Genomic DNA, 21,933 nt, shown 5'->3' on the forward strand with positions numbered 1-21,933 from the left:
CATGAAAACTTCAGAGTGGATTGATATTTCACAACCGCTAAATAACGATATTGCCACTTGGCCAGGAGATACACCGTTCTCGTATGAAGTTTCATGGTCAAAAGAAGAGAGTGGGTCAGTAAATGTCGGAAAGTTAACGATGAGTATTCATACAGGTACTCATATTGACGCACCGTTTCATTTTGATAATGATGGAAAGAAAGTAATAGATTTAGATGTTCAAGTTTATGTCGGTCCAGCGCGCATCATAGATGTTTCTAATCTTGAAAGCATTGGGAAAAAGGAATTATCCAGCTTTCGTTTAGAAGGCGTAGAAAGATTGTTGTTACGCACATCTTCACATGGTAAAGCGAATGAATTCCCAGATGTAATCCCGCATTTACGTGCAGATATAGCACCGTTTCTTTCAGAGAAAGGTATCCGTTTAATCGGGATAGATGTACCCTCAGTAGATCCATTAGATGATAAAGAATTAGCAGCGCATCATCAATTGTTTAAACATGGCATACACATTTTAGAAAATGTCGTACTAGATCATGTAGCAGACGGTGATTATGAATTAATCGCATTACCACTTGCCTTAACAGATGCAGATGGAAGTCCAGTTCGAGCAGTTATTAGACCAATTTAAGTAGAAATATATAAAAGGGGCGTTTAGCTAATATGAAAGAAAACGAAAAGGTAATTATGGAAAAAGGAATTCATACGGACTTTAAAGAGAATATGACGTACGGGGAGTATTTACAATTAGATAGTTTACTATCTTCTCAAAAGAGATTATCAGACCATCATGATGAAATGTTGTTTATCGTAATTCACCAAGCAAGCGAGCTTTGGATGAAATTAATTTTACATGAGTTAAATGCAGCAATCGAATCTATTAAAAATGATAAATTACAACCAGCTTTTAAAATGTTAGCACGTGTATCAAAAATTCAGTCGCAAATTATTCAATCTTGGGATATCCTTGCGACATTAACACCATCAGAGTACATTGAATTCCGTGACTCACTCGGTCAAGCTTCAGGGTTTCAATCGTATCAATATCGTATGATTGAGTATGCACTTGGCTATAAAACACCGCACGCATTAAAAATTTATGAAAAGGATCCAGAATTACACGCTCGACTTCATACAGCGCTACATGCACCAAGTTTGTATGATGTGGCAATTCAAGCTCTTGTAAAAGAAGGATTCCCGATCCATAAAGATGTGTTAAACCGTGATATTACGCAGCCTTATGAAGAAGATGCAACAGTAGAAGTAGCTTGGATTGAAGTGTATGCGGATGTGAAAAAACATTGGGATTTATATCAACTCGCTGAAAAATTAATCGATATTGAAGATTGGTTACAACAATGGCGTTTCCGTCATATGAAAACGGTAGAACGCATTATCGGACATAAAATGGGAACAGGCGGCTCTTCTGGTGTATCTTATTTAAAACGAGTACTTGATCAACGTTTCTTCCCAGAGCTTTGGAATGTTCGTACAAAATTATAAAAAGAAACCTGTCAGTAATGAACTGACAGGTTTCTTTTTTATTTAATCACAATTATGTTTTAATTGAAGTTACACGATATAATAAATCAAGTAATGATTTAATTGGAGGTAAAGTTTTGAATTTCAAGCAACTAGAAAATAAATTTGAAAAGAAAAAAGTAAATACATTTCTTGTTTATCAAAAAGGTGAGTTAACAACTGAGTATTATAAAACGTTAGAGTGTGAAAATAATCTGTATAAAATAAATTCGATTACAAAAAGCATCGTATCTATATTAATTGGTATTGCAATAGATAAAGGCTATATAAATGATATACATACACCAATTACAGCGTGGATTGAAAATGTATCTGAGGAAAAGCAGGATTTGACTCTGTATCATTTATTAACGATGACTACAGGTGAGGATTGGAAAGAATTTGGAAATGGAGTAGTATTCCCAAATGATTTTGTAGAATCGGAAAACTGGGTCCAATACATATTAGAAAAACCAATTATTGAAGAACCTGCTACAAAAATGAATTATAACTCAGGTTCTTCGCATTTGCTTAGCTACATTATTCAAAAAGCTACTGGAATGTCGACAGAGCAGTTTGCGAAAAGGTACTTATTTGATCCGTTAGAAATCACCGAGTTTGAGTGGCAACAAGATCCCCAAGGAATACATGTCGGCGGATTCGGCATGAAAATGAAATCTAAAGATTTATTAAAGCTCGGAATATTATGTTTGCAGAATGGATATTGGCAGGGGAATGAAATTGTATCCTCGAAATGGTTAGAAGAATCGAGTACAGCTCTATTTGAAACGTATGAACATGTTGGGGCGTATGGATATCACTGGTGGGTATTGAATAACGAAAGATTTCACATACCGTATTGTATATATTTTGCTATGGGATACGGCGGACAATACATCGTTATCATTCCGCGGTTAGAGCTTGTTGCTGTCATAAGTAGTCATATGCCAAAACGCGGACTCGTTCCATTGAAATTATTTATGGAGCATGTACAGGAGAATAATAATAAGTTTATATAAGAAGAGGAGACAATGTATGAAAGGTGTAAAAACATTATCTTTATTTAGACTATGTTTAAGTCTTTTAGCATGTAGCGCGATTATTACGCAATTTATAATAAGAGCACAAGTGAAACCATTCAATCCAGTTAATTTTTTTAGTTTTTTCACGATTGAAAGTAATATCTTAGTAACAGTTATTCTCCTTCTTAGTAGTATAGGAACTGCTACATTTGGTCGATCAGAGCAGTTTAGTATACTTCGTGGTGCGGCAACTGTATATATACTTACGACAGGGCTCATTTATTTTTTACTATTAAGAGGATTAGAAGAATCGCTTCAAACCGCAATACCATGGGTAAATACGGTGCTGCATTATATCATGCCAATTGCCATGCTTTTAGATTGGATTTTAAATCCACCAAGTAAGAAGATCACTTGGAAACAAGCGGTAAGTTGGCTCTTATTCCCGTTTTTTTATGTTGTATATAGCTTAATACGTGGTTTCATCGTGAATTGGTATCCATATCCTTTTTTAGATCCGAGAATAGGGGGATATGGTAAAGTTTTTTTATACAGTATAGGGATAGCAGTTGTAATAGGCGCTATTTGTATATTGGTAAGGTTTTTAGGGAATCGAAACTTTAGGAAAGAATTTTAGAAATGAAAGAACCCGACTGTTTATAATTTAAACAGTCGGGTTCTTTTATTTTATCTACTCGTCTTCTGAAACGACATTTTTATAAACTTATCCGTCTTCGTTTCAAACTCTACATCAACAAAAACACCATATTCTTTCCCATCCTCACGTAGCCACAATTTAAATTTTTCGACTGTAATCTGAACGGTTTTTGGTTTTCTACCTATATGAAGATAATCAATAATCTCTGCTTTTGGATATTGTTCTTTCGTCTTTTCTACAGCAAGTTTCCCCCATTTGGCATACGGAGGCTGCGCATGAACAATTGATGGCTCAGTATATATGTTTGAACATGTTGTTATGAACAGGATGGCGATTGCGATACGCTTAAACAATTTTTTCATGATGAACTCCTTTTATCTTTTTTTATATTGTTTACATATTTTTTTAACGATATGAGTTTGGATTTTTTTGTCTTCTTTACATAAAAGCGAGGCTTTTACAAAACATAACCAAGAAATCATTTACATAATTAAGGAGGGAAAATTATGCGCCAAAAAGCTATTTTTAAAATAGCAGTTTTACTTGCGTTCATCGGGCTATCTTTGATGGTAAGTAGTATACAACTAAAAAATGTAGAAGCTTTTTCTAATCAAGTCATTCAAAGAGGAGCATCTGGCGAAGATGTCATTGAACTGCAATCTCGTTTGAAATATAACGGATTTTATACGGGAAAAGTGGATGGTGTTTTCGGATGGGGTACATACTGGGCACTTCGAAATTTTCAAGAGAAATTCGGATTACCTGTTGACGGTTTAGCTGGAGCTAAAACGAAGCAAATGCTTGTGAAGGCAACGAAGTATGACAAGTCGACTGCTAATAAAGGAACGACAACGAATAAAGGCAATAGTGGTGGTACTGCACAAGAAAATAAACCACCTCAAAATAAAGGGACAAATGTTCCAAATGGCTATTCTCAAAATGACATTCAGCTCATGGCAAACGCAGTGTATGGAGAATCTCGAGGTGAACCATACTTAGGACAAGTTGCAGTAGCAGCGGTTATTTTAAATCGTGTTACAAGTGCATCTTTCCCAAATACCGTTTCGGGTGTAATCTTTGAGCCAAGAGCATTTACAGCGGTAGCAGACGGACAAATATATTTAACGCCAAATGAAACAGCGAAAAAAGCTGTATTAGATGCAATTAATGGATGGGATCCAACAGGAAATGCATTGTACTACTTCAATCCTGATACTGCAACAAGTAAATGGATCTGGACTCGTCCACAAATTAAAAAGATTGGGAAACATATTTTCTGTAAATAGAGCGGAGGTGGAACTATGTTACGAGGTATTATAATCGTATTATTAACAGTCGGTGTAGTCGGAACTGGTTACTGGGGCTATAAAGAGCACCAAGAGAAGAATGCGGTATTAATTCGAGCAGAAAATAGCTATCAACGAGCGTTTCATGATTTAGCATATGAGGTTGATTTATTGCACGACAAAATTGGAACAACGCTTGCGATGAATTCACGTGCATCTTTATCACCTGCATTAGCAGATGTATGGAGATTAACATCTGAAGCACGTTCGGATGTAGGGCAATTACCATTAACGTTAATGCCATTTAATAAAACAGAAGAATTTTTAGCAAATATCGGTGATTTTAGTTACCGTGCAGCTATTCGTGATTTAGAAAAAGAGCCGTTAAATGAGCAAGAGTACAAAACATTGGAAACTTTATATTCAAATGCTGGAAATATACAAGATGAGTTACGAAAAGTACAACATCTAGTTTTGAAAAATAATTTACGCTGGATGGATGTTGAGATGGCACTCGCATCAAATCGTGATCCTGCAGACAATACAATTATTGACGGATTAAAAACAGTAGAGAAAAACGTAACATCATATTCATCTACAAACTTCGGACCTACCTTTACTAGTGCACAAAAAAATAAAAAAGGCGGATTTGAAGCAGAAGGGAAAGCAATTTCTAAAGATGAGGCAGCGAAAATTGCAAAATCGTTTTTGAACTTAAAAGGAAATGAAAAAGTAGATGTTGAGAAAAGTGGAAAAGGTGCGAAAGAATCTTTTTATAGTGTGAAAATAAAAGATCCAGCAACGAATAATGAGTTTTATATGGATATTACCGGAAAAGGCGGATATCCAATTTGGGTTATGAATAATCGAGATATTAAAGAACAGAAAATTAGTTTAAACGATGCAGGAAGTAAAGGTTTGACATTCTTAAAGGACCATAAGTTTAATAATATGGAGCTTTTTGATAGCTCACAATATGATAATGTTGGTGTATTTACGTATGTAGTAAGTGAGAATGGCATACGAATTTATCCAGAAGCAATTCAAATGAAAATTGCTTTAGATGACGGTTCTATCGTTGGATTTTCCGCAAAAGAATATTTAGCATCACATCAAAAACGAACAGTGCCATCAGCAAAGCTAACTGCAGCAGAAGCAAGAAAGAAAATCAATCCAGATGTTAAAGTTATGGAAGAACGAAAAGCTGTCGTGGTAAATGATTTGCATAATGAAGTACTTTGCTATGAGTTTGTAGGTACTTTAGGGAAAGATACGTACCAAATTTTCATTAACGCAAATAGCGGCGCAGAGGAAAAAGTGAAGAAAATGCAAGCTGTTGAAAAAATTTACGATTAAACTTTAATAGTAAAGTGGTGAGAATAATGAAGATCCTAATATATATGTTGATGCTTTGCTTTTTAATAACAGGATGCAGTATTGGAAAAAAGGACAATCCAAACGAAAAAACAGAGCAAAAAAATGTTTCGATGAAAAATGTTAACTATACAAACAAACCAAATAAGCCAAATGAAAAAGCAGCGGACCATTTAGCTTCTTTAGCCGCTAGTGTGCCAGGTGTCAATGATGCAACTGCCGTAGTAGTCGGCAAATATGCTATTGTAGGTATTGATGTAAAAGCAAAACTTGATCGAACTCGCGTTGAGTCTATTAAATACTCTGTTGCAGAAAGTTTGAAAAACGATCCTGACGGTGCTAATGCAGTCGTTGTAGCAGATGTTGATACGTATGAACGACTGAAACAAATTGGAAAGCAAATTAAAAAAGGAAAAACAGGTGAAGGTATACTTGATGAGCTAGCTGCAATCGTTGGCCGCGTAATGCCGCAAGTTCCAAATGACATGATTGAAAATCGAGAAACGAATCCAATTAAAGATAATGATAAACAATTACCAAAAGATGAAGAACAAGAACTAAGAAAAGAACAAAATGACCAATCAAATAATCATTTGAATAAATAAAATTAACCCCGTACTTACTTGTACGGGGATTTTTCAATATAATATTTAATATTCAGTTTATTTTCAAGGGAATATATGGTTTAATTATGATGGGAGGGACAACTGTTATGATGAAAAAAAGCGCATTAATAGTATGTAGTTTATGCTTAGGTTTCAGTATGACAGCGTGTGAACAGAAGAAAGAAGTGAAGAAACAAACAGAGACTTCTTCTACTGTGATGGAAAGGCAGCAGAAAGATTTTATCAATATAAATCATTTCTCGAACATAAATGAAGGTATGACTTATACAGAAGTGAAAGATTTAATTGGTTTTGATGGTAATTTACTTTTAGAAGAAGGTGTAGAAGATTCTACACAAATTAAACAAATTTTTTCTTGGAAGGGAAGCGATTCAACTTCATTAGTTGAAATTACCTTTTTAGATGGAAAAGTGCATTCAAAAGTGCAGCAAGGTTTAAGTTAATAAGTTGAAAAATGGGAGAGTTTCGCATGAGCATACATACAGGGGAAATTCAATTAGTTCCGTATAAGGAGAAATATAAGGAAATCATACAAACATTTACTTTACCAAGTGAACAAGTTCAATTCACATCAGATCCAGGTGAATTATTGGAGAAAGTAAAAAGTGATCGAACAAAAAATGTAATTGTTATTTTAGATTACAATGGGGTACCTGTTGGTCTTTTCGCATTGCAAACAGGAGATAGAGTACAGGAGTTCACAGACAATCAGGAGGCTATACTTTTAACATCATTTTCTGTAAATCACAATAGACAAAGGAAAGGATATGCTAAAAAGTCATTGGCACTATTACAGGAGTTTGTAAAACGTTATTTCCCGATGAAAAATGAGGTTGTACTTGCTGTAAATGAAAAAAATATTCCTGCACAAAATTTATATGAAAAAGTCGGCTTCCAAGATAAAGGCTTTAGAAGAATGGGACCAATTGGTCAACAAATCATAATGCATTTACCTATCATAAAATAACGAGAAGAAAAACTTACTCTTGCATAACAAAATAGTAAGTTTTTTTATGTAAACAATAAGAGAATACATATTAATAGGCTAAATTTAAGAGTAAAGAAATTATAGATAGTTCCACAAAAAATAAAGTTACTTGAAATATATTTATTTTTATAGTTCCACAATCATTAATTAATACTTTTGGGAGGCGTAGCTTTATGGAAATCATTCAATTACTAAAGAAGGATGACTTATTTAATAAGGCCATAGATGTTTTTTGGAAAGAATGGGGTGAGGAAAGTGGGCGTGCATTCTATGAAGATTGTATGATTAATGCTTTAAATAATCCAAATGGCATACCGAGTTTTTACATTGCAAAAGTAGATGATGAGATTATAGGAACGTATGCATTAATTCGCAATGATTTAAATAGTCGTCAGGATTTGAGCCCTTGGCTAGCATGTTTGTTTGTAAATGAAAAATTTAGGGGCAATTCTGTAGGAGCAAAATTGTTGAATCATGGACTGCTAGAAGCTGCAAAGAGAGGGTACCAATTTCTTTATCTTACTTCAGATCTTAAAGGCTATTATGAAAAATATGGCTGGGAAAAGATTGGAGTTGCTTATGGACCTAGTGGAGGGTACATACCTTTGTTTAAAAAGTCAACTGCTTTATAACGAAAGCACTTTTTACTCAACAAACAGATGCTTTCGTTGAATAAAATTAAACCGCTATAAGAACCTTACTATAATAAAATGTAGTAAGGTTCTTATAGCATATTAAATATCTTTACATCAACTTTGAAACACATTTAAACGAGGAGAAACGATATGACAATTTATATTGCATTACTAAGAGGAATCAATGTAGGTGGGCATAAGGTAATCAAAATGGCTACTTTAAAACAAATGTTTGAATCCATAGGGTTAAAACAAGTGAAAACATATATTCAAAGCGGTAATATCGTGTTCAAATCTGAGGAAGATATAAATTTCCTAAAGGAACGAATACAATCTGGAATTAAAAACGTTTTTGGTTTTGATGTTCCGGTCATGTTAAGAACATGTGATGAATTTATAAATATGATAAAAAGCTGTCCTTATGAATTCGATTCATTGCTAGAAGGAGAAAGTATATATGTTGCCTTCTTAGCAAATGAACTTTCTGAAAAAGAAAAAGATCAGCTGCTTATGCAAAAAAATGAAACTGAAGTTTGTTATATACATGAAAAAGTTGTGTATTTGTTATTCAAAAACAGCATTCGAAATTCTAAATTAATGAACCAGTTTCAAAAGTTACAGACACCAGTCACAATAAGGAATTGGCGGACTGTGAATAAATTAAAAGCGATAGTTGAGAGTATGTAAATTTAAAAAGGTGAGATTTTCTGTATATAGAAAATCTCACCTTTTTATTTATATTGTTTTGCGACTATAAGTTCGACAATAGGATAAATAAAGAAAGAAGAACAAAGGGCGATAAAAAGAGGAAGATTCTTTATTTCATCGAGTAATAAGAATGCAAATCCTTCTGATGCTATTAAAATAAAAAACATTAGGCATATAAGTACAAAGTAAGCAACTTTAAAGCTTTTATATTTAATTTGTTGTCCCATTTCATCTTGGCTTTCTTCCGACACTCCGTTTGGATCTCCCCAAGTAAGTTGATTAATTAAATTACCAAGTATTAACGAAAAAGCGAATATTGTTCCTCCTAAAATTGAACCTTCCGTTATATATTTATATGCGCCATGTAAGAGGATTCCGAGTAATGATGTAACGATAATTATGAAAATGATTTTTTTATGATTCAATTTAGAAATGACACCTCCTATAATGTAAAAAACTCTTTACATACATAGTATAAAATTGGAAAAGTTTTATGTCAAATACTTTTTACACAATAAGGAAATAATTTGATATTTTATTTTTATCTTTTATAAAAAATTACATTACATTTGAATGTAAAAGAATGGGCTCGCATATATTTGGAAGGGATGTCAGATTAATTTAGGGGGTAGTTATGTCTATTCTATTAAAAGCTGGTGCTGATGCAGGAAATAACGGTTTGAAGTTAATGGTGAAAGGGCAAGAGCCTATATTTATTCCGAGTATATATTCTTTATATATAGGAGAGCCTACAGGATTGTTAGATGAAGGAGATGTTTCATTATCTGAATTAGAAAATCACATTGACGTGACCATTAGTTCTCCATCGCTAATGTTAAATAACGTGCGGTATATTGTTGGAGAAAAAGTCATTCAAGATCAATTAAAAGGGACTGAGGTTGAGAAGAAATCGAATAAGTCAACTGATGAGTTAATGGTTATTACAATTCTATCTGGTTTAGCAGTAAGTGCTATGCGTCAAAGTCCAACGTCTAGTCATATTAATATTCGTTACGATTTATCTGTTGCTCTTCCTATGCAGCTTATTACTCAAGAAATAGCTGCGGAAAATGCGAAACGTTATATGGGCAATCATAAGGTTGTGTTCCATTATCCAAACGGACGTGATGTGACAATTAATATTTCAATCGAATATTGTAAATGCCTACCTGAGGGCGCTTCTGGTACGTGGGGCATTGTATATGATGAAGAAGGAAATGTAGTGAAACATAAAATAGAATGTGAACAAAATCAAGTTTCAGAAATTGATTTTGTTGATAAAACTTTATTGTCTTTTGATATTGGTGCAGGGACGACAGAAGAAGTAGTTTCACTAGGTGTGAACTTTAGACCACAACTAAGTAAGGGCTTATCATACGGTGTGAAAGAAACGTTACTACAAATTATTACAAGATGGAATCGGAAGTATCCAACAAAGACGATTGATAGTATTACAGAGTTTAACCAAATTTATTTACATGAAAAGCACCCAAGAAATGCGTTACTAGTTGAAGAATCACAACCAGCATTATTAGGTTTAGCAGCGCGTGTCGCAACAGATATCATAAACAAAATTGATGACATGAAAGACGATCCATACGTATTTATTTATGGCGGGGGCGCAGTAATTATTAAAAACAGTTTAAAAATGATTTTAAAACAAAAAGGACGACTAACAAATGTAATCTTTGTAGATAATCCATTATTTACAAATGCACGTGGATTATTAGTCTACACTTGTTCGCCAAAATATAGAGAGCATAAGCAAAAAGAGTTAGGATTTACAAACTTAACGATAAGTTAGTTGGTGGAAGTATGCGATCTAGGCGATATAAACGTGGTGATCGAGTAAAAATCAATATTCATAAATCAGTATCACCTGAAATGATTGCATGGCTGAATAAACAATCAAACCCAACCAATTTCTTTTTCTTTGCAGCGCAGCAACTCTTTAAACAAGTAGGAGATATTGATGTGTCAAAAGCTATACCAAGTAGCCATGTTTTCTCATTATACGTAGAACCATCTTCCATATTAAAAGTTGAAGTAAACCCTTTTAAAAACGTACCACTAGAAGCTAATAAATCCACCGAAAATATAAAAAAAAAATCATGGGAATCTGTTGATCAATTAGATTGTCCGTTTTTTTAAACATAGAAAAAATAAGTATTGCCCATCACTATACATACGGATACAGTGATGGGCTTTTTTACATGTAACGAATAGAAGGGGCACAAATTATGGTGTGCCCCTTCTATTCGTTATTTATCTATATTTTAGATGTATGTTCAATAACTGCATGAATGATGTCTTCCCAGTCATCAGGATGATTTTCATGTCCTGCGCCTTCAAGGGTTAGTAGGACTGAGTTAGGAATTTCATCAATAAGTGCGAGACCATGTTCAAAAGGGAGTGCAGTATCGTCTGTTCCGTGAATAACTAATGTAGGTGCTTGTATGGAGTGAAGCACACCTTCATAAGCATCATCACCTTGAAGTAAAGCGTGATTAAACATACTTAGTAGATTGTTTGCGCGTTCTATTTCTTGTTTTACTTGAGTATAGACTCTTTTTTCATCAAATGTTCGTTTAGATCCACATAAAAGGCGAGATCCGGAAACTAAATATTCTGCTACAACATTTTCATTTGTCCAATCTAAATGCGTGCCGTTTGCGTGATGTGTTAAAATCCTTTCATCCATCGGGGGTAAATCGCGCGTGTTATCGTCAGAGCCTATTACACTTGTAGCTAGTAATGTTAACGACAATATTCTTTCGGGATATTTTACAGCAGCAATTTGAGCTATCATACCACCTAAAGACATACCAAATAGATGTGCTTGATCAATATGATAAGCATCAAGTACCCCAATTGCATCTTCGGCCATAATTGTAACTGTATAATTGGAAGTACCGGGTTCATATGAAACAGAGCGTCCTACATCACGGTTATCAAAACGAATAACAAATTTCCCTGTGTTAGCCAACTGTTCACAAAACTCTTCATCCCAATAAACCATTGAACACGTAGCACCCATAATTAATAAAATAGATGGGTCTTTAGGGTTCCCAAAGCTTTCTGTACATATATCAATCCCGTTTATTTTAAATATCTTTTCAGTCATAAAATTATCCCCATTTCTTTTGAATGTAATTAAAAATACAGTTTTGAATGATTCTAAGGTGTGTGTAAGATTCATTTTGGAATTCATAATGTTTCTTACGTATTTACCTCCAAAAATAAGTTTATGATAATTCAAGGCAAAAAATTTTGAGAAATATTTGTAAGTTATTAAAATAAACAGCAAGGAGGAATGGAAATGAAAGCAATTGTTATAGATCAATATGGTAGTGTTAATGAATTAACAGAAAGACAAGTTTTAAAACCGGTTGTTAAAGATAACGAGGTATTAATACGCATTCTCGCAACATCTATTAATCCTGTTGATTGGAAAATAAGAAAAGGAGACTTACAACAACAGTTACGATTTTCATTTCCAATCATTTTAGGGTTAGATGTTGCTGGAATTATTGAAGAAGTTGGGGAAGAGGTAGAGTGTTTCAAAACAGGTGATAAGGTGTATACGAAACCTGAAAATATAGGACAGGGCTCTTATGCTGAATTCATTACAGTAAAATCGGATTTAGTATCCTATATGCCTACAAATCTAAGTTTCGAAGAGGCGGCTTCGATTCCTCTTGCAGGACTTACAGCGTGGCAAAGTCTTGTAGATTACGCAAAAATAAAAGAACATGACCGAGTACTCATTCATGCGGGAGCTGGTGGAGTTGGAAGTTTAGCAATCCAAATCGCAAAATCAGTTGGAGCTTTTGTTGCGACAACTGCAAGTAGTAAGAATGAAGAGTTTTTAAGGTCTTTAGGAGCGGATCTTGTTATTGATTATAAAAAAGATAAATTTGAAGAACTACTATCAGATTTTGATATTGTGTTAGATACAATAGGTGGAGAAGTACAGGAAAAAAGTTTTCAAATTATAAAACCTGGTGGTGTTTTCGTTTCGATTGTTCATGAGCCAATTCAAAAAGTAAAAGGGATAAAATCAGGTTTTTTATGGCTAAAACCAAATGGAAAGCAACTAGAAGAATTATCAGATTTAATTGTACATGGAAAAATAAAACCAATCATAAGTAAAGTTGTCCCGTTTAATGAAGCAGGCGTTAGAGAAGCTCATATTTTGAGTGAAGGTCAACATGTTAGAGGTAAGATTGTAATGAAAGTGGAATAAAAATGATTAATTATCCTTCAAAAAGTAAATACGCCAAAGCAAAAATATTTTGGGGTATTTACTTTTAGCTTAAAGATATTGTGCATATGCTTCTATAGCTTATAGTTTCGTACTGTATCATGTAATTTCTCTAAACCAATCAACATATCTTTTTCATTTAACATAGAATAGCTAAGCCTTAATTGGTTTTTATTTGTATCATTATTTAATAGACAAGCTGTTCCTGGTAAAAAAGAAACATCTACTTCATTTGCTTTTTGTAATAAGCTAAAGGGATCTATCGAATCAGGAAGTGTAATCCATAAATTAAATCCACCATTTGGTATTTGAAATCTTATTTCTTTAAGTGGTGATAACATATCAATCGTTATATCACGTCTAATTTGTAAAGCGGTACGTAATTTTTCTAAATGGTTTTTCATACGTTCTGCACGTAAAAACGGTAGAAGTGCTTTTTGTGTTAATAAAGGACTACCGATATCCATTGAACCTTTTACAGCAAATAACCATTCGAAAATAGGTCCATCAGCAATAAGCGAGGCGATACGCAGTCCAGGTGCTAACGTTTTACTAAATCCTTTTATATAAATTACGTGGCCATTCGTATCAAATTTTTTGATAGGAGGGGGAACAGTCGCACCCTCAAAATATATTTCTCCGAAAGAATCATCTTCAATTACAAAAAACTGATATAGCTCTGCTAGTTCTATAAGTTCCATTCTCCGTTCTTTACTCATTACTGTACCTGTTGGGTTCTGAAAAGTCGGATTCGTATACAATAATACGGGATTTTTACTTTGACAAATATCATCGACTAAATCGGATCGAATTCCATGATTATCAAGTGTAACTGGAATGATTTGAGCGCCTTTATTGATAAAAATATCAAGTGCTGCACTGTAACACGGACTTTCCACTAATACAATATCACCAGGTTTTAATAATGTTTGAGCAATTAAATCTATCCCTTGTTGTGCTCCGCTTGTGATTAATAATTGAGATGGGTCTGTCACTAATTGCTGGTGTTCATGTAAGTAATTTGCTATTTCAACTCGTAGTTCATAATCGCCTTGAACTGGCCCATATGTTGCAAGGATCATCTGGTCTTTATTCAGTATTTTATGCATTTCATCAGCTAAGAATGGATTTGGCAATAAACGAGGATACAAAATCGCTTGTGAAAAATCGTAATATTTCCGGTGCTGATTCATTGCATATTGAGATCGCATAACATTTATCGTTTTCGTTTGTTGCCAGTTATACGGAATTGGTTTGAAATCTTTCTTTCCATGTTTATGTATATAAGCACCTTTTCCTTTCTGGATGCGAATATATTCTTTCTTTTCTAATTGCTTATATGCTTTACGAACAGTTAGTAGGCTAATCTGTAAATCTTCGGCCATAGAGCGTAAAGATGGAAGTGCGTCACCATGCGAGAGCATGCCACTTTGTACTCTTTCAGCAATTTGCATATATATTTGCTGATAATACGGTATGTTGGATTCTTTACGAAGGACAATCTTCATGGTTTCACCTTTTTCGTTTTTATTTAATTAAAGCGAAAAATTTAAAGAGAATCAACTACGATTTTAGGTAACTGTTATATACATAGTTACACTGTTATACACTACACCTTCTATACTCATGATAAGAGTAAAAAGGAGGAAGAAAAATGGTCATTTTCAATTATATTTTAGTATGTATTATTTTTGGAACAACATTTTTAACGATAAAAATTGGGATTGAGGCAGGAGCGCCTCCATTATTTTCGGCGGGCATTCGTTTCTTTTTAGCAGGCGTAATTTTGATGATTATATTTAAGTTAAAGCGAAAAGAAATTATGCCACATGTATTTTCGAAGCGTATTATGTATGCTGGTTTTTGCTTAACGTTTATGACATTCGCTACATTGTACTGGGCGGAACAATATATTTCTTCAGGGTTAGCTGCTGTGCTTTCTGCAACGGGACCGATGATGATATTGTTATTACAGGCAAGGAGAAATAAGACGAAATTACAAAAGGAGCAACTACTAGCTTTAATTATTGCACTAATAGGTGTTGTTTTTGTTTCTTTACCAGGAATGCATCAAGAATTAAGTTTCATATGGAGTATCGCTTGTATTGTTTTAATAATAGGAGAGTTATTTTACGGAATAGGCTCTATTCGCTCAAAAGAAATACTTTCGGATTTACAAAGTGTATCACCATTTCTCATTAATGGCATTCAAATGTTTTATGGAGGTGTTTTACTACTAATCGTGTCTGTCATAGTAGAACAACCGAATGTAACTGTATTAGCTTCATGGAGTGTACAGTGGCCTATTTTATATCTTATCTTTATCGGATCAATTGGTGGGCACGGATTATATTATTGGCTCTTATCAAAAACAAATCCTGTATTCCCATCAACATGGTTATACGTATCACCTTTAATTGCTATTATTGTAGGATATATCATATTAGGAGAACCTTTAAATCCTACAATGGGCATAGGTGCTTGTTTCATTTTGGTTGGAGTATTTTTAGCTAACCGATCCACACTCCGGTCTTATTTCAAACAAGGTAGATTATTTGAGAAGGAAATGTAGTTGTATAAAGAAGCAGCCCTGTATAAAGTAGGGCTGCTTTAATTTTATTAATAATACGGATTGACTTTATTTATGGGAAAGTCGTAATATTATTAGGCTATATGAAAGAAAACCAAAAAAGAGGGGGAGTTATTATGAAAATAAATTGGACTGAAGTAAAGGAAAAAATTCGACCGCAAATTTCAAAACCATCATATGAAACTTGGTTTACTAATACATCTGTTTATTTAGAGGATGATATATTAACAATTTATTGTCCGAATGAATTTGCACGTGATTGGTTAGAATCTCATTACAAAGAATTAGTATTTCATACATTAAGAGAAATGTTTAATACGACGTTTGAAATCCAGTTCGATCTATGTAATGGCGAACCATCTAAGTTGAAAAATATTCAAAAAGAAAGGCTTAGTAGCTGGGATGAAGTAAAGAAAGCATTAAGGCCAAAATTAACAGAGAAAACATTTATGACATGGATTAGAAATACAAATGCTACGATAGAAGATAATACATTAATAATCTATTGTGAAGATGCGTTTCATCGTGACTTGCTTGAAGGGGAGTATAAAAATATAATTTCAAGTACCGTACAGAATCTAACTAATGAAGAATATCAAATTTGGTTCGAAATAGAATCAAAAACTACTTCTATTACACATATTCATCATATGCAAAATAATTCACTCACTTTCGGACAAGAAGAACCCAATACAATTTGGAATGAAATAAAAGGTAAAATGCAATTAATAATTTCAAGACCTTCATATGAAACGTGGGTTAAAGAAACGACAGCCAGAATAAATGAGAATTCATTGGTCATTTATTTTGAAAACGAATTCCAACAAGGATGGGTTGAGCATTCTTATAAAGATTTAATTTCAGAAATAGCTAAAGAGTTAACTGGAAATACATATGAACTTCAATTTGAATTAGAATCAAATAAAGATGCGGTCAGTAATGGAGAAAAATCAAAATCACCTACTGAAAATACTATTTTTGAATTATGGGAGCAGTTCAAATCGTCCAATGATGATTTAAAATATAATAATGTAGAAGATAGCGAAAAACGTATCCAAGCATTAGAAGAAAAAATAGTGAACTTGGAAAAGGTGATTGATACATTAGTGGGAAAATTAGAGGTAGTAGAATCAAAAACACAGTTGGAAAAATAACCAACTGTGTTTTTTACTTAATTTACTTTGTTTATAAATCCTTTATAATGACGTTTCACAAGCTGACTTTCTAGCGTCTTCATCGTTTCAAGTGCTACACCGACGATGATAAGTAAGCTTGTACCACCAATTTGTGCAGAAGGTGGTAATGTAGCAATTTTTGTGAATACGAGCGGTAAAATGGAAATTGCACCTAAGAAAATCGCACCGATAAATGTTAAACGGTATAAAATTTTCGTTACATATTGTTCTGTTGATTTACCAGGACGAATACCAGGTACATATCCATTTTGCTTTTTCAAATTCTCAGCCATTTGTTCAGGATTTACTTGAATAAATGCGTAGAAGTATGTGAAAGCAACGATAAGACCGACATAAAGTGTCATTCCAAATGGATGTGCAAAATCAAGATTTGCAACGATCCATTTTGAGACGCTTGAATCAGGGAAGAGCTGCGCGATTGTACGCGGCGTCATTAAAAATGCAGAAGCAAAGATTACTGGAATTACACCAGCACTATTTACTTTAAGAGGTAAATGAGTGTTTTTTGCTCCTTGATATTGATTGTTTCCTGAAACAGCTTTTGCATATTGAATCGGTATTTTACGCACGGCTTGTTGTATGTAAATTACGCCAACAACTATCGCTAAAATTACGAGACCAATTAAAACCATCTTTATGATATGCATGAATAATTGATCGCCTGCATTTTGAAATTGTTGCAAATAAATTTGGTTCGCAACATTTGGAATCGCTGCTACAAGTCCTGCAAAGATAATCATCGAAATACCATTACCTACTCCATTAGCGGTAATTTGTTCACCTAACCAAAGTAAAAATGCAGTACCTGCAGTTAAAACTGTCGCAATAAATAAGTATGTAGTCCAGCTTTGATCTGTTATTAATTGTCCACCTGCTATATTATTAAAACCATAAGACATCCCAATGGCTTGTATGAATGCGAGAATGATTGTAAAGTATCGAGTGAATTGAGCTGATTTCTTACGGCCCATCTCTCCTTGCTTTGCCCATTCCGAAAATTTAGGTATAACGTCCATTTGTAGTAATTGTACTATGATGGAAGCTGTAATATAAGGTGTAATACCTACAGCAAAGATTGAGAAGTGTTGCAGTGCTCCTCCGCCAAATACGTTTAGCATACCTAAAACGTTAGCTTGATCTTGTACTTTTAATACCTCTGCGTTAGTATGAGGAACTGGAATAAACGTGCCAATTCGAAAAACAATTAGCATCGCTAGCGTAAAAAGAATTTTGTTTCTTATCTCAGCTACTCTCATGAAATTTGAAATCGTACGAAACATGTTGTCGCCTCCTATATTTTTATCAGTTCAAAACTGATTATTATATCCCGATGAAGTAACCACAAACCTCCTTCCGCATTAAATTCATTTGACAAATGGATTTACATACATTTTGTAGTTTTCTCGGATATAAAAATATAAGGTTTTTTAGCGACCTATAAACTTTTCATAATCATTCAATACACATAATATATCGAATAAATTAACAAATGTACATACATACGCATGAAAAATGAATGAATAGGGGCATTTTTTACATTTATTTAATGCTAGATTGATAATTAGGAACGTTTTATGTAGTTGTATTGAAAGGATTCGGTGGAAAGTATTAGGGTGTAGCTGTAGCACATGATAACCTCAAGGAAATCTTCAAGGATGTTGAGAAAACTCATATATTTAGTCGTGAATTAGCGAAACTATTAAAGCAAGAAAAGATTTGATTGAAATAGTAGTGAAGGAAAATCTTTTTTCTATAGAGAATATTTCTAACGCAGGAATCTAAGTATATAGGTTCTAATGAAAGGAGAATTCACATGAATATATTTGTAAATGACAAGTTTTATGAAACGAGAAATCAATTATTTGAGGAAATTACTTTGTTAAGTGATGCTCAATTTAATAAAAAACCAGATAAGGATAAATGGAGTATAGCACAAGTTTGTCATCACTTAGTTTTATTAGATGAGAGAGTTATAACGGTTATTTCGTCAGGATTAAAAAAGATGGATAGTTTCCAAAATGAGCGTAAAGAAATTCACACTATTGTATTAGATAGATCGATAAAATTTATAGCACCAGAAATGATTGAACCAAGTATAGAACCATTTGAAGTGCTGCAAATGGTTGATTTGTTAAACGACTCTAGAAAAGAATTGATGCGTTTTCTGAGTACAATAGAAGATGAATCTAAATTAGCAAAAAAATCAGTGATCCATCCAGCTCTTGGAGAATTACTTCTTGATCAGTGGATAGAGTTAATCTATTTGCATGAACAGCGTCATATAGAACAAATCAAAGAGATACAGTTGCTTTGTGAAGTTGAAAAGTAAAAATTATTATCTATTTATTGAGCGATTTAGGATAGCATCAAGGGTTCGAGTGATAAAATACAAATCCTGATTAAAATTATGATGAATTTAGTTGAAAGCAACCAATGAGCAGAAGAAAATAAGAAACTAGCAGATCTTACTCTTGAAAAGGAAACGAACATTCGAAAAAAACTGAATCCGAATTACTGTATAAGTGTAACCTCGTCTTAAATGAAGGCGGGGTTATTATTTTTGGAAGTGATCTCAGCATTTTCATTTAGAAGGAAATAAATTAGCAATGAAATCCGAAAATGTAATCAGCATTACACACTATATCTTTAAGTTATAATGATTTTCGGAAATGAGTTATATGTCCATAATTTTGAAAGTACATATACATCTACCATTGGTTTAGCGCTCTTCACACGTTGGAGGAAGAAGTAAATACTATTCTGCTAGGGGGTATATGCATTTTATTCTCTATATTTTCACAACAGAACCACCTCCAAAATTATCTTTTGCAGTTGAATTTTTCCGAATAATAAGTTACATTTTTAAAGTTCAAGCAACTTTATAGCAGTACAAAAAGGGGAGAAATATTGTTATTATGCAAAAAATGAAATGGAAGAACTATGTATGCTATTTTATTATTCTTATGCTTCTTGTAACAGCAGTAACAGCCAAACCAGCTATTTCTAAGGCTGAGGAATCTGATGTTAATATTACATTGTTAGGTACGGCAGATATTCATGGTAGATTTATGCCTTGGGATTATGCACTTGATGGAGCAAATACGAGTGGAAGTTTAACGCAGCTTTATACGGTTATAAAGAAGGTGCGTCAGGAAAATCCCAATACTATATTAGTAGATGCTGGGGATACAATTCAAGGAAACTCGGTAGAGTTATTCAATGATCAGCCACAATCGCCAATGATGGTAGCGATGAATACAATGGGATATGATGCTTGGGCATTTGGAAATCATGAATTTAACTTTGGATTAGATACATTGAAAAAAGTTAGTGAGCAATATAAAGGCAAGACGTTAGCAGGAAATATTTATAAGGAAAATGGAGAGCGTTTTCTTCCTGCATATACAATTGTTGAAAAAGGTGGAATTAAAGTCGGAATTATTGGTATGAATACACCAATGATTAGTGATTTCGAAAAAGGGACAGATCATTTGGATGGATTGGTAGTGAAAAATCCAGTAGAAGAGACAAAAAAGGCAATTAAAGAATTAGAGGGTAAAGTAGATGTAATGGTAGGGGTTATGCATATGGGACTAGAAAATGAGAATGGAATCCCTGGTACTGGTGTTCAAGATATTGCGAATGCTTGTCCGGAACTAAGTGCTATTTTTGCAGCTCATATGCATAAACTTGTTAAAAAAGAAGTTGTAAATGGCGTTATTATTACAGAACCAGATAAATATGGAACACATATCTCGCGTATTGACCTTACTTTTACAAAGCAAGATGGAAAGCTGGTTTTAAAAGATAAAACTGCTACAGCTATACCTGTAAAAAATACTGATGGAACAACAGTAGTATCTGATCCTACACTTGAAGACACACTGACACCTTTTCACGAGTATGCGAGGGGAGATGCAAATGTTGTAGTCGCTCAATTAAAGGGTAGAAACCTTGTTCCTGAAAATGAAATAAAGGGTATTCCAAGTGTGCAGATTCAAGAGACACCTTTATCAGATTTCTTTCATGAAGTTATGCTCTACTACAGCAAAGCAGATGTAGTAGCCCATCAAATTGATAATGACTATGCCCGTTTGGATGTAGGTCCTATTAAGAAAAAAGATATTGCATATAATTATCAATATGCTTTGGGTGAAATTACGGTATATAAGGTAACTGGGAAAGACTTAAAAGACTATATGGAATGGGCGGCAGGGTATTTTAACTCATCTCGTGCCGGAGATGTAACAGTTAGCTTTGATAAAACCCGTCGTGCTTCTAAATACAGTACGAATGATTTCTTTGGAGGCGTAAAATACGAAATTGACTTAACAAAACCATATGGAAGTAGAATTACAAATTTACGTTCTATTCGTACAAATAAACCAATCAAAACGAACGATGTTATGAAGCTGGGAATGAATGCGTATAGAATGGAGGCTCTTCAGGCAAAAGGTGGAGCTTTAGAGGGACGGAAATTTGAACAAATTTGGTCATCTAAACAAGAGAATGCATTCGGGGAAACTGGTGGAACCATTCGTAACCTTGCTATTACATATTTAAAAGAGGTAAAGAATGGTGTATACACACCAAAAGTTATGCATAATTGGAAAATTACTGGCGTGAATACACATTCTTCAGAGCATAGGGCTGTAGTGGATCTTGTAAATAAAGGGATTTTAGAAATTCCAAAAACTGAAGATGGAAAATATACAAATATAGCATCTATAAATACTAAAGATTCAATTACAAAAGAAGAGATTGTAGCACTCTCACACAAAGCTAATATTAATCCAAATCAGTTTAATCATGTAAAAAGAAAAGGTGAATTTTACAAAAAACTTAGTAGGATAATTAAATAAATATAAAATAGATGGCTCTCGTGCAAAAAACTATTAAACTTGGACATACCATTATCCTAAAAAAGTTTGTGATTGGTATGGAAATATAAAGACTCAACGATAAAAAAACCCCTGGATCATTAAACAAATCCGGGGGATTTTTTATTTAAATAATTATGGTTTTATTTCTTACTATGCATATTTATAATATCCTTAAAAGAACA

General features: G+C 33.6%; 23 protein-coding genes. 18 read left to right on the top strand and 5 right to left on the bottom strand.

The genetic code is table 11. The features are described 5' to 3' along the window. The first annotated feature begins 1 nt into the window (after window position 1). The 4 genes from kynB (at window position 2) to AABL52_RS13625 (ending at window position 3,180) form a co-directional block, all read left to right on the top strand. On the top strand, window positions 2–631 hold the full coding sequence (gene kynB, locus AABL52_RS13610; RefSeq protein WP_341519663.1) for an arylformamidase: 630 nt from the start codon (window positions 2–4) through the stop codon (window positions 629–631). Between the two features lie 32 nt (window positions 632–663). After that, on the top strand, window positions 664–1,503 hold the full coding sequence (gene kynA, locus AABL52_RS13615) for a tryptophan 2,3-dioxygenase (protein ID WP_341519664.1): 840 nt from the start codon (window positions 664–666) through the stop codon (window positions 1,501–1,503). 116 nt (window positions 1,504–1,619) lie between these two features. Beyond that, window positions 1,620–2,540 (top strand): serine hydrolase domain-containing protein, encoded by a 921-nt coding sequence (locus tag AABL52_RS13620; protein ID WP_341519665.1) that lies wholly within the window; start codon window positions 1,620–1,622, stop codon window positions 2,538–2,540. A gap of 16 nt (window positions 2,541–2,556) precedes the next feature. After that, complete coding sequence (locus AABL52_RS13625; protein ID WP_341519666.1) at window positions 2,557–3,180, top strand: Pr6Pr family membrane protein; 624 nt, start codon at window positions 2,557–2,559, stop codon at window positions 3,178–3,180. A 50-nt stretch (window positions 3,181–3,230) separates the two neighbouring features. On the opposite strand, the gene AABL52_RS13630 is transcribed toward AABL52_RS13625, so the two are convergent. Then, the gene (locus AABL52_RS13630; RefSeq protein ID WP_000732615.1) at window positions 3,231–3,563 is read right to left on the bottom strand and encodes a DUF3889 domain-containing protein; all 333 of its coding nucleotides are present in this window, start codon (window positions 3,561–3,563) and stop codon (window positions 3,231–3,233) included. Between the two features lie 144 nt (window positions 3,564–3,707). On the opposite strand from AABL52_RS13630, the gene sleB reads away from it, so the two are divergent. From sleB to AABL52_RS13665, 7 genes are all read left to right on the top strand, one after another. Beyond that, window positions 3,708–4,487, top strand: a complete 780-nt coding sequence (gene sleB / locus AABL52_RS13635; protein ID WP_001249053.1) for a spore cortex-lytic enzyme — start codon at window positions 3,708–3,710, stop codon at window positions 4,485–4,487. 15 nt (window positions 4,488–4,502) lie between these two features. Continuing rightward, entirely contained in the window at window positions 4,503–5,843 is a 1,341-nt protein-coding gene (gene ypeB, locus AABL52_RS13640) for a germination protein YpeB (RefSeq protein ID WP_341519667.1), read from the top strand. Window positions 5,844–5,869: 26 nt separating this feature from the next. Next, window positions 5,870–6,466, top strand: a complete 597-nt coding sequence (locus AABL52_RS13645) for a YhcN/YlaJ family sporulation lipoprotein (protein WP_341519668.1) — start codon at window positions 5,870–5,872, stop codon at window positions 6,464–6,466. Window positions 6,467–6,573: 107 nt separating this feature from the next. Next, window positions 6,574–6,930, top strand: coding sequence for a hypothetical protein (locus AABL52_RS13650; RefSeq protein WP_341519669.1), 357 nt, complete (start codon window positions 6,574–6,576; stop codon window positions 6,928–6,930). A gap of 26 nt (window positions 6,931–6,956) precedes the next feature. Next, window positions 6,957–7,454 (top strand): GNAT family N-acetyltransferase, encoded by a 498-nt coding sequence (locus tag AABL52_RS13655; RefSeq protein ID WP_341519670.1) that lies wholly within the window; start codon window positions 6,957–6,959, stop codon window positions 7,452–7,454. A 194-nt stretch (window positions 7,455–7,648) separates the two neighbouring features. Continuing rightward, a complete protein-coding gene (locus tag AABL52_RS13660; RefSeq protein WP_341519671.1) occupies window positions 7,649–8,107 on the top strand; it encodes a GNAT family N-acetyltransferase in 459 nt (152 codons plus the stop codon). A 153-nt stretch (window positions 8,108–8,260) separates the two neighbouring features. Continuing rightward, entirely contained in the window at window positions 8,261–8,797 is a 537-nt protein-coding gene (locus AABL52_RS13665; RefSeq protein ID WP_341519672.1) for a DUF1697 domain-containing protein, read from the top strand. A gap of 44 nt (window positions 8,798–8,841) precedes the next feature. On the opposite strand, the gene AABL52_RS13670 is transcribed toward AABL52_RS13665, so the two are convergent. Further along, the gene (locus AABL52_RS13670) at window positions 8,842–9,243 is read right to left on the bottom strand and encodes a hypothetical protein (RefSeq protein ID WP_341519673.1); all 402 of its coding nucleotides are present in this window, start codon (window positions 9,241–9,243) and stop codon (window positions 8,842–8,844) included. Between the two features lie 209 nt (window positions 9,244–9,452). Here AABL52_RS13670 and AABL52_RS13675 point away from each other — a divergent pair, with 209 nt between their 5' ends. Together AABL52_RS13675 and AABL52_RS13680 are read left to right on the top strand one after the other, a co-directional pair. After that, window positions 9,453–10,622, top strand: a complete 1,170-nt coding sequence (locus tag AABL52_RS13675; protein WP_144611562.1) for a ParM/StbA family protein — start codon at window positions 9,453–9,455, stop codon at window positions 10,620–10,622. 11 nt (window positions 10,623–10,633) lie between these two features. Then, entirely contained in the window at window positions 10,634–10,969 is a 336-nt protein-coding gene (locus tag AABL52_RS13680) for a hypothetical protein (protein ID WP_097844822.1), read from the top strand. A 118-nt stretch (window positions 10,970–11,087) separates the two neighbouring features. Here the strand turns inward: AABL52_RS13680 and AABL52_RS13685 are convergent, their stop codons facing one another. Next, complete coding sequence (locus AABL52_RS13685) at window positions 11,088–11,942, bottom strand: alpha/beta fold hydrolase (RefSeq protein ID WP_341519674.1); 855 nt, start codon at window positions 11,940–11,942, stop codon at window positions 11,088–11,090. A gap of 195 nt (window positions 11,943–12,137) precedes the next feature. On the opposite strand from AABL52_RS13685, the gene AABL52_RS13690 reads away from it, so the two are divergent. Beyond that, window positions 12,138–13,064 (top strand): NADP-dependent oxidoreductase, encoded by a 927-nt coding sequence (locus AABL52_RS13690; RefSeq protein ID WP_341519675.1) that lies wholly within the window; start codon window positions 12,138–12,140, stop codon window positions 13,062–13,064. 92 nt (window positions 13,065–13,156) lie between these two features. Here AABL52_RS13690 and AABL52_RS13695 read toward each other — a convergent pair whose 3' ends face one another. Further along, window positions 13,157–14,590: a PLP-dependent aminotransferase family protein gene (locus tag AABL52_RS13695; RefSeq protein WP_098259298.1), complete on the bottom strand. Its 1,434-nt coding sequence runs from the start codon at window positions 14,588–14,590 to the stop codon at window positions 13,157–13,159. A 146-nt stretch (window positions 14,591–14,736) separates the two neighbouring features. Between AABL52_RS13695 and AABL52_RS13700 the strand changes: the two genes are divergently transcribed. Beyond that, window positions 14,737–15,654 carry a DMT family transporter gene (locus AABL52_RS13700; protein ID WP_341519676.1) on the top strand — a complete coding sequence of 306 codons (918 nt, stop codon included), beginning with the start codon at window positions 14,737–14,739 and terminating at the stop codon, window positions 15,652–15,654. 134 nt (window positions 15,655–15,788) lie between these two features. Then, a complete protein-coding gene (locus tag AABL52_RS13705) occupies window positions 15,789–16,826 on the top strand; it encodes a DnaA N-terminal domain-containing protein (protein ID WP_341519677.1) in 1,038 nt (345 codons plus the stop codon). Window positions 16,827–16,843: 17 nt separating this feature from the next. Here the strand turns inward: AABL52_RS13705 and secY are convergent, their stop codons facing one another. Next, window positions 16,844–18,148, bottom strand: coding sequence for a preprotein translocase subunit SecY (secY, locus tag AABL52_RS13710; protein ID WP_341519678.1), 1,305 nt, complete (start codon window positions 18,146–18,148; stop codon window positions 16,844–16,846). A 533-nt stretch (window positions 18,149–18,681) separates the two neighbouring features. Here secY and AABL52_RS13715 point away from each other — a divergent pair. Both AABL52_RS13715 and AABL52_RS13720 read left to right on the top strand, forming a co-directional pair. Next, window positions 18,682–19,197 (top strand): DinB family protein, encoded by a 516-nt coding sequence (locus tag AABL52_RS13715; RefSeq protein WP_001020420.1) that lies wholly within the window; start codon window positions 18,682–18,684, stop codon window positions 19,195–19,197. 586 nt (window positions 19,198–19,783) lie between these two features. Further along, window positions 19,784–21,730: a bifunctional metallophosphatase/5'-nucleotidase gene (locus AABL52_RS13720; RefSeq protein WP_048566287.1), complete on the top strand. Its 1,947-nt coding sequence runs from the start codon at window positions 19,784–19,786 to the stop codon at window positions 21,728–21,730. Window positions 21,731–21,933: the final 203 nt, after the last annotated feature.

Source organism: Bacillus paramobilis, from assembly GCF_038096195.1.
Lineage (GTDB): Bacteria > Bacillota > Bacilli > Bacillales > Bacillaceae_G > Bacillus_A > Bacillus_A mobilis.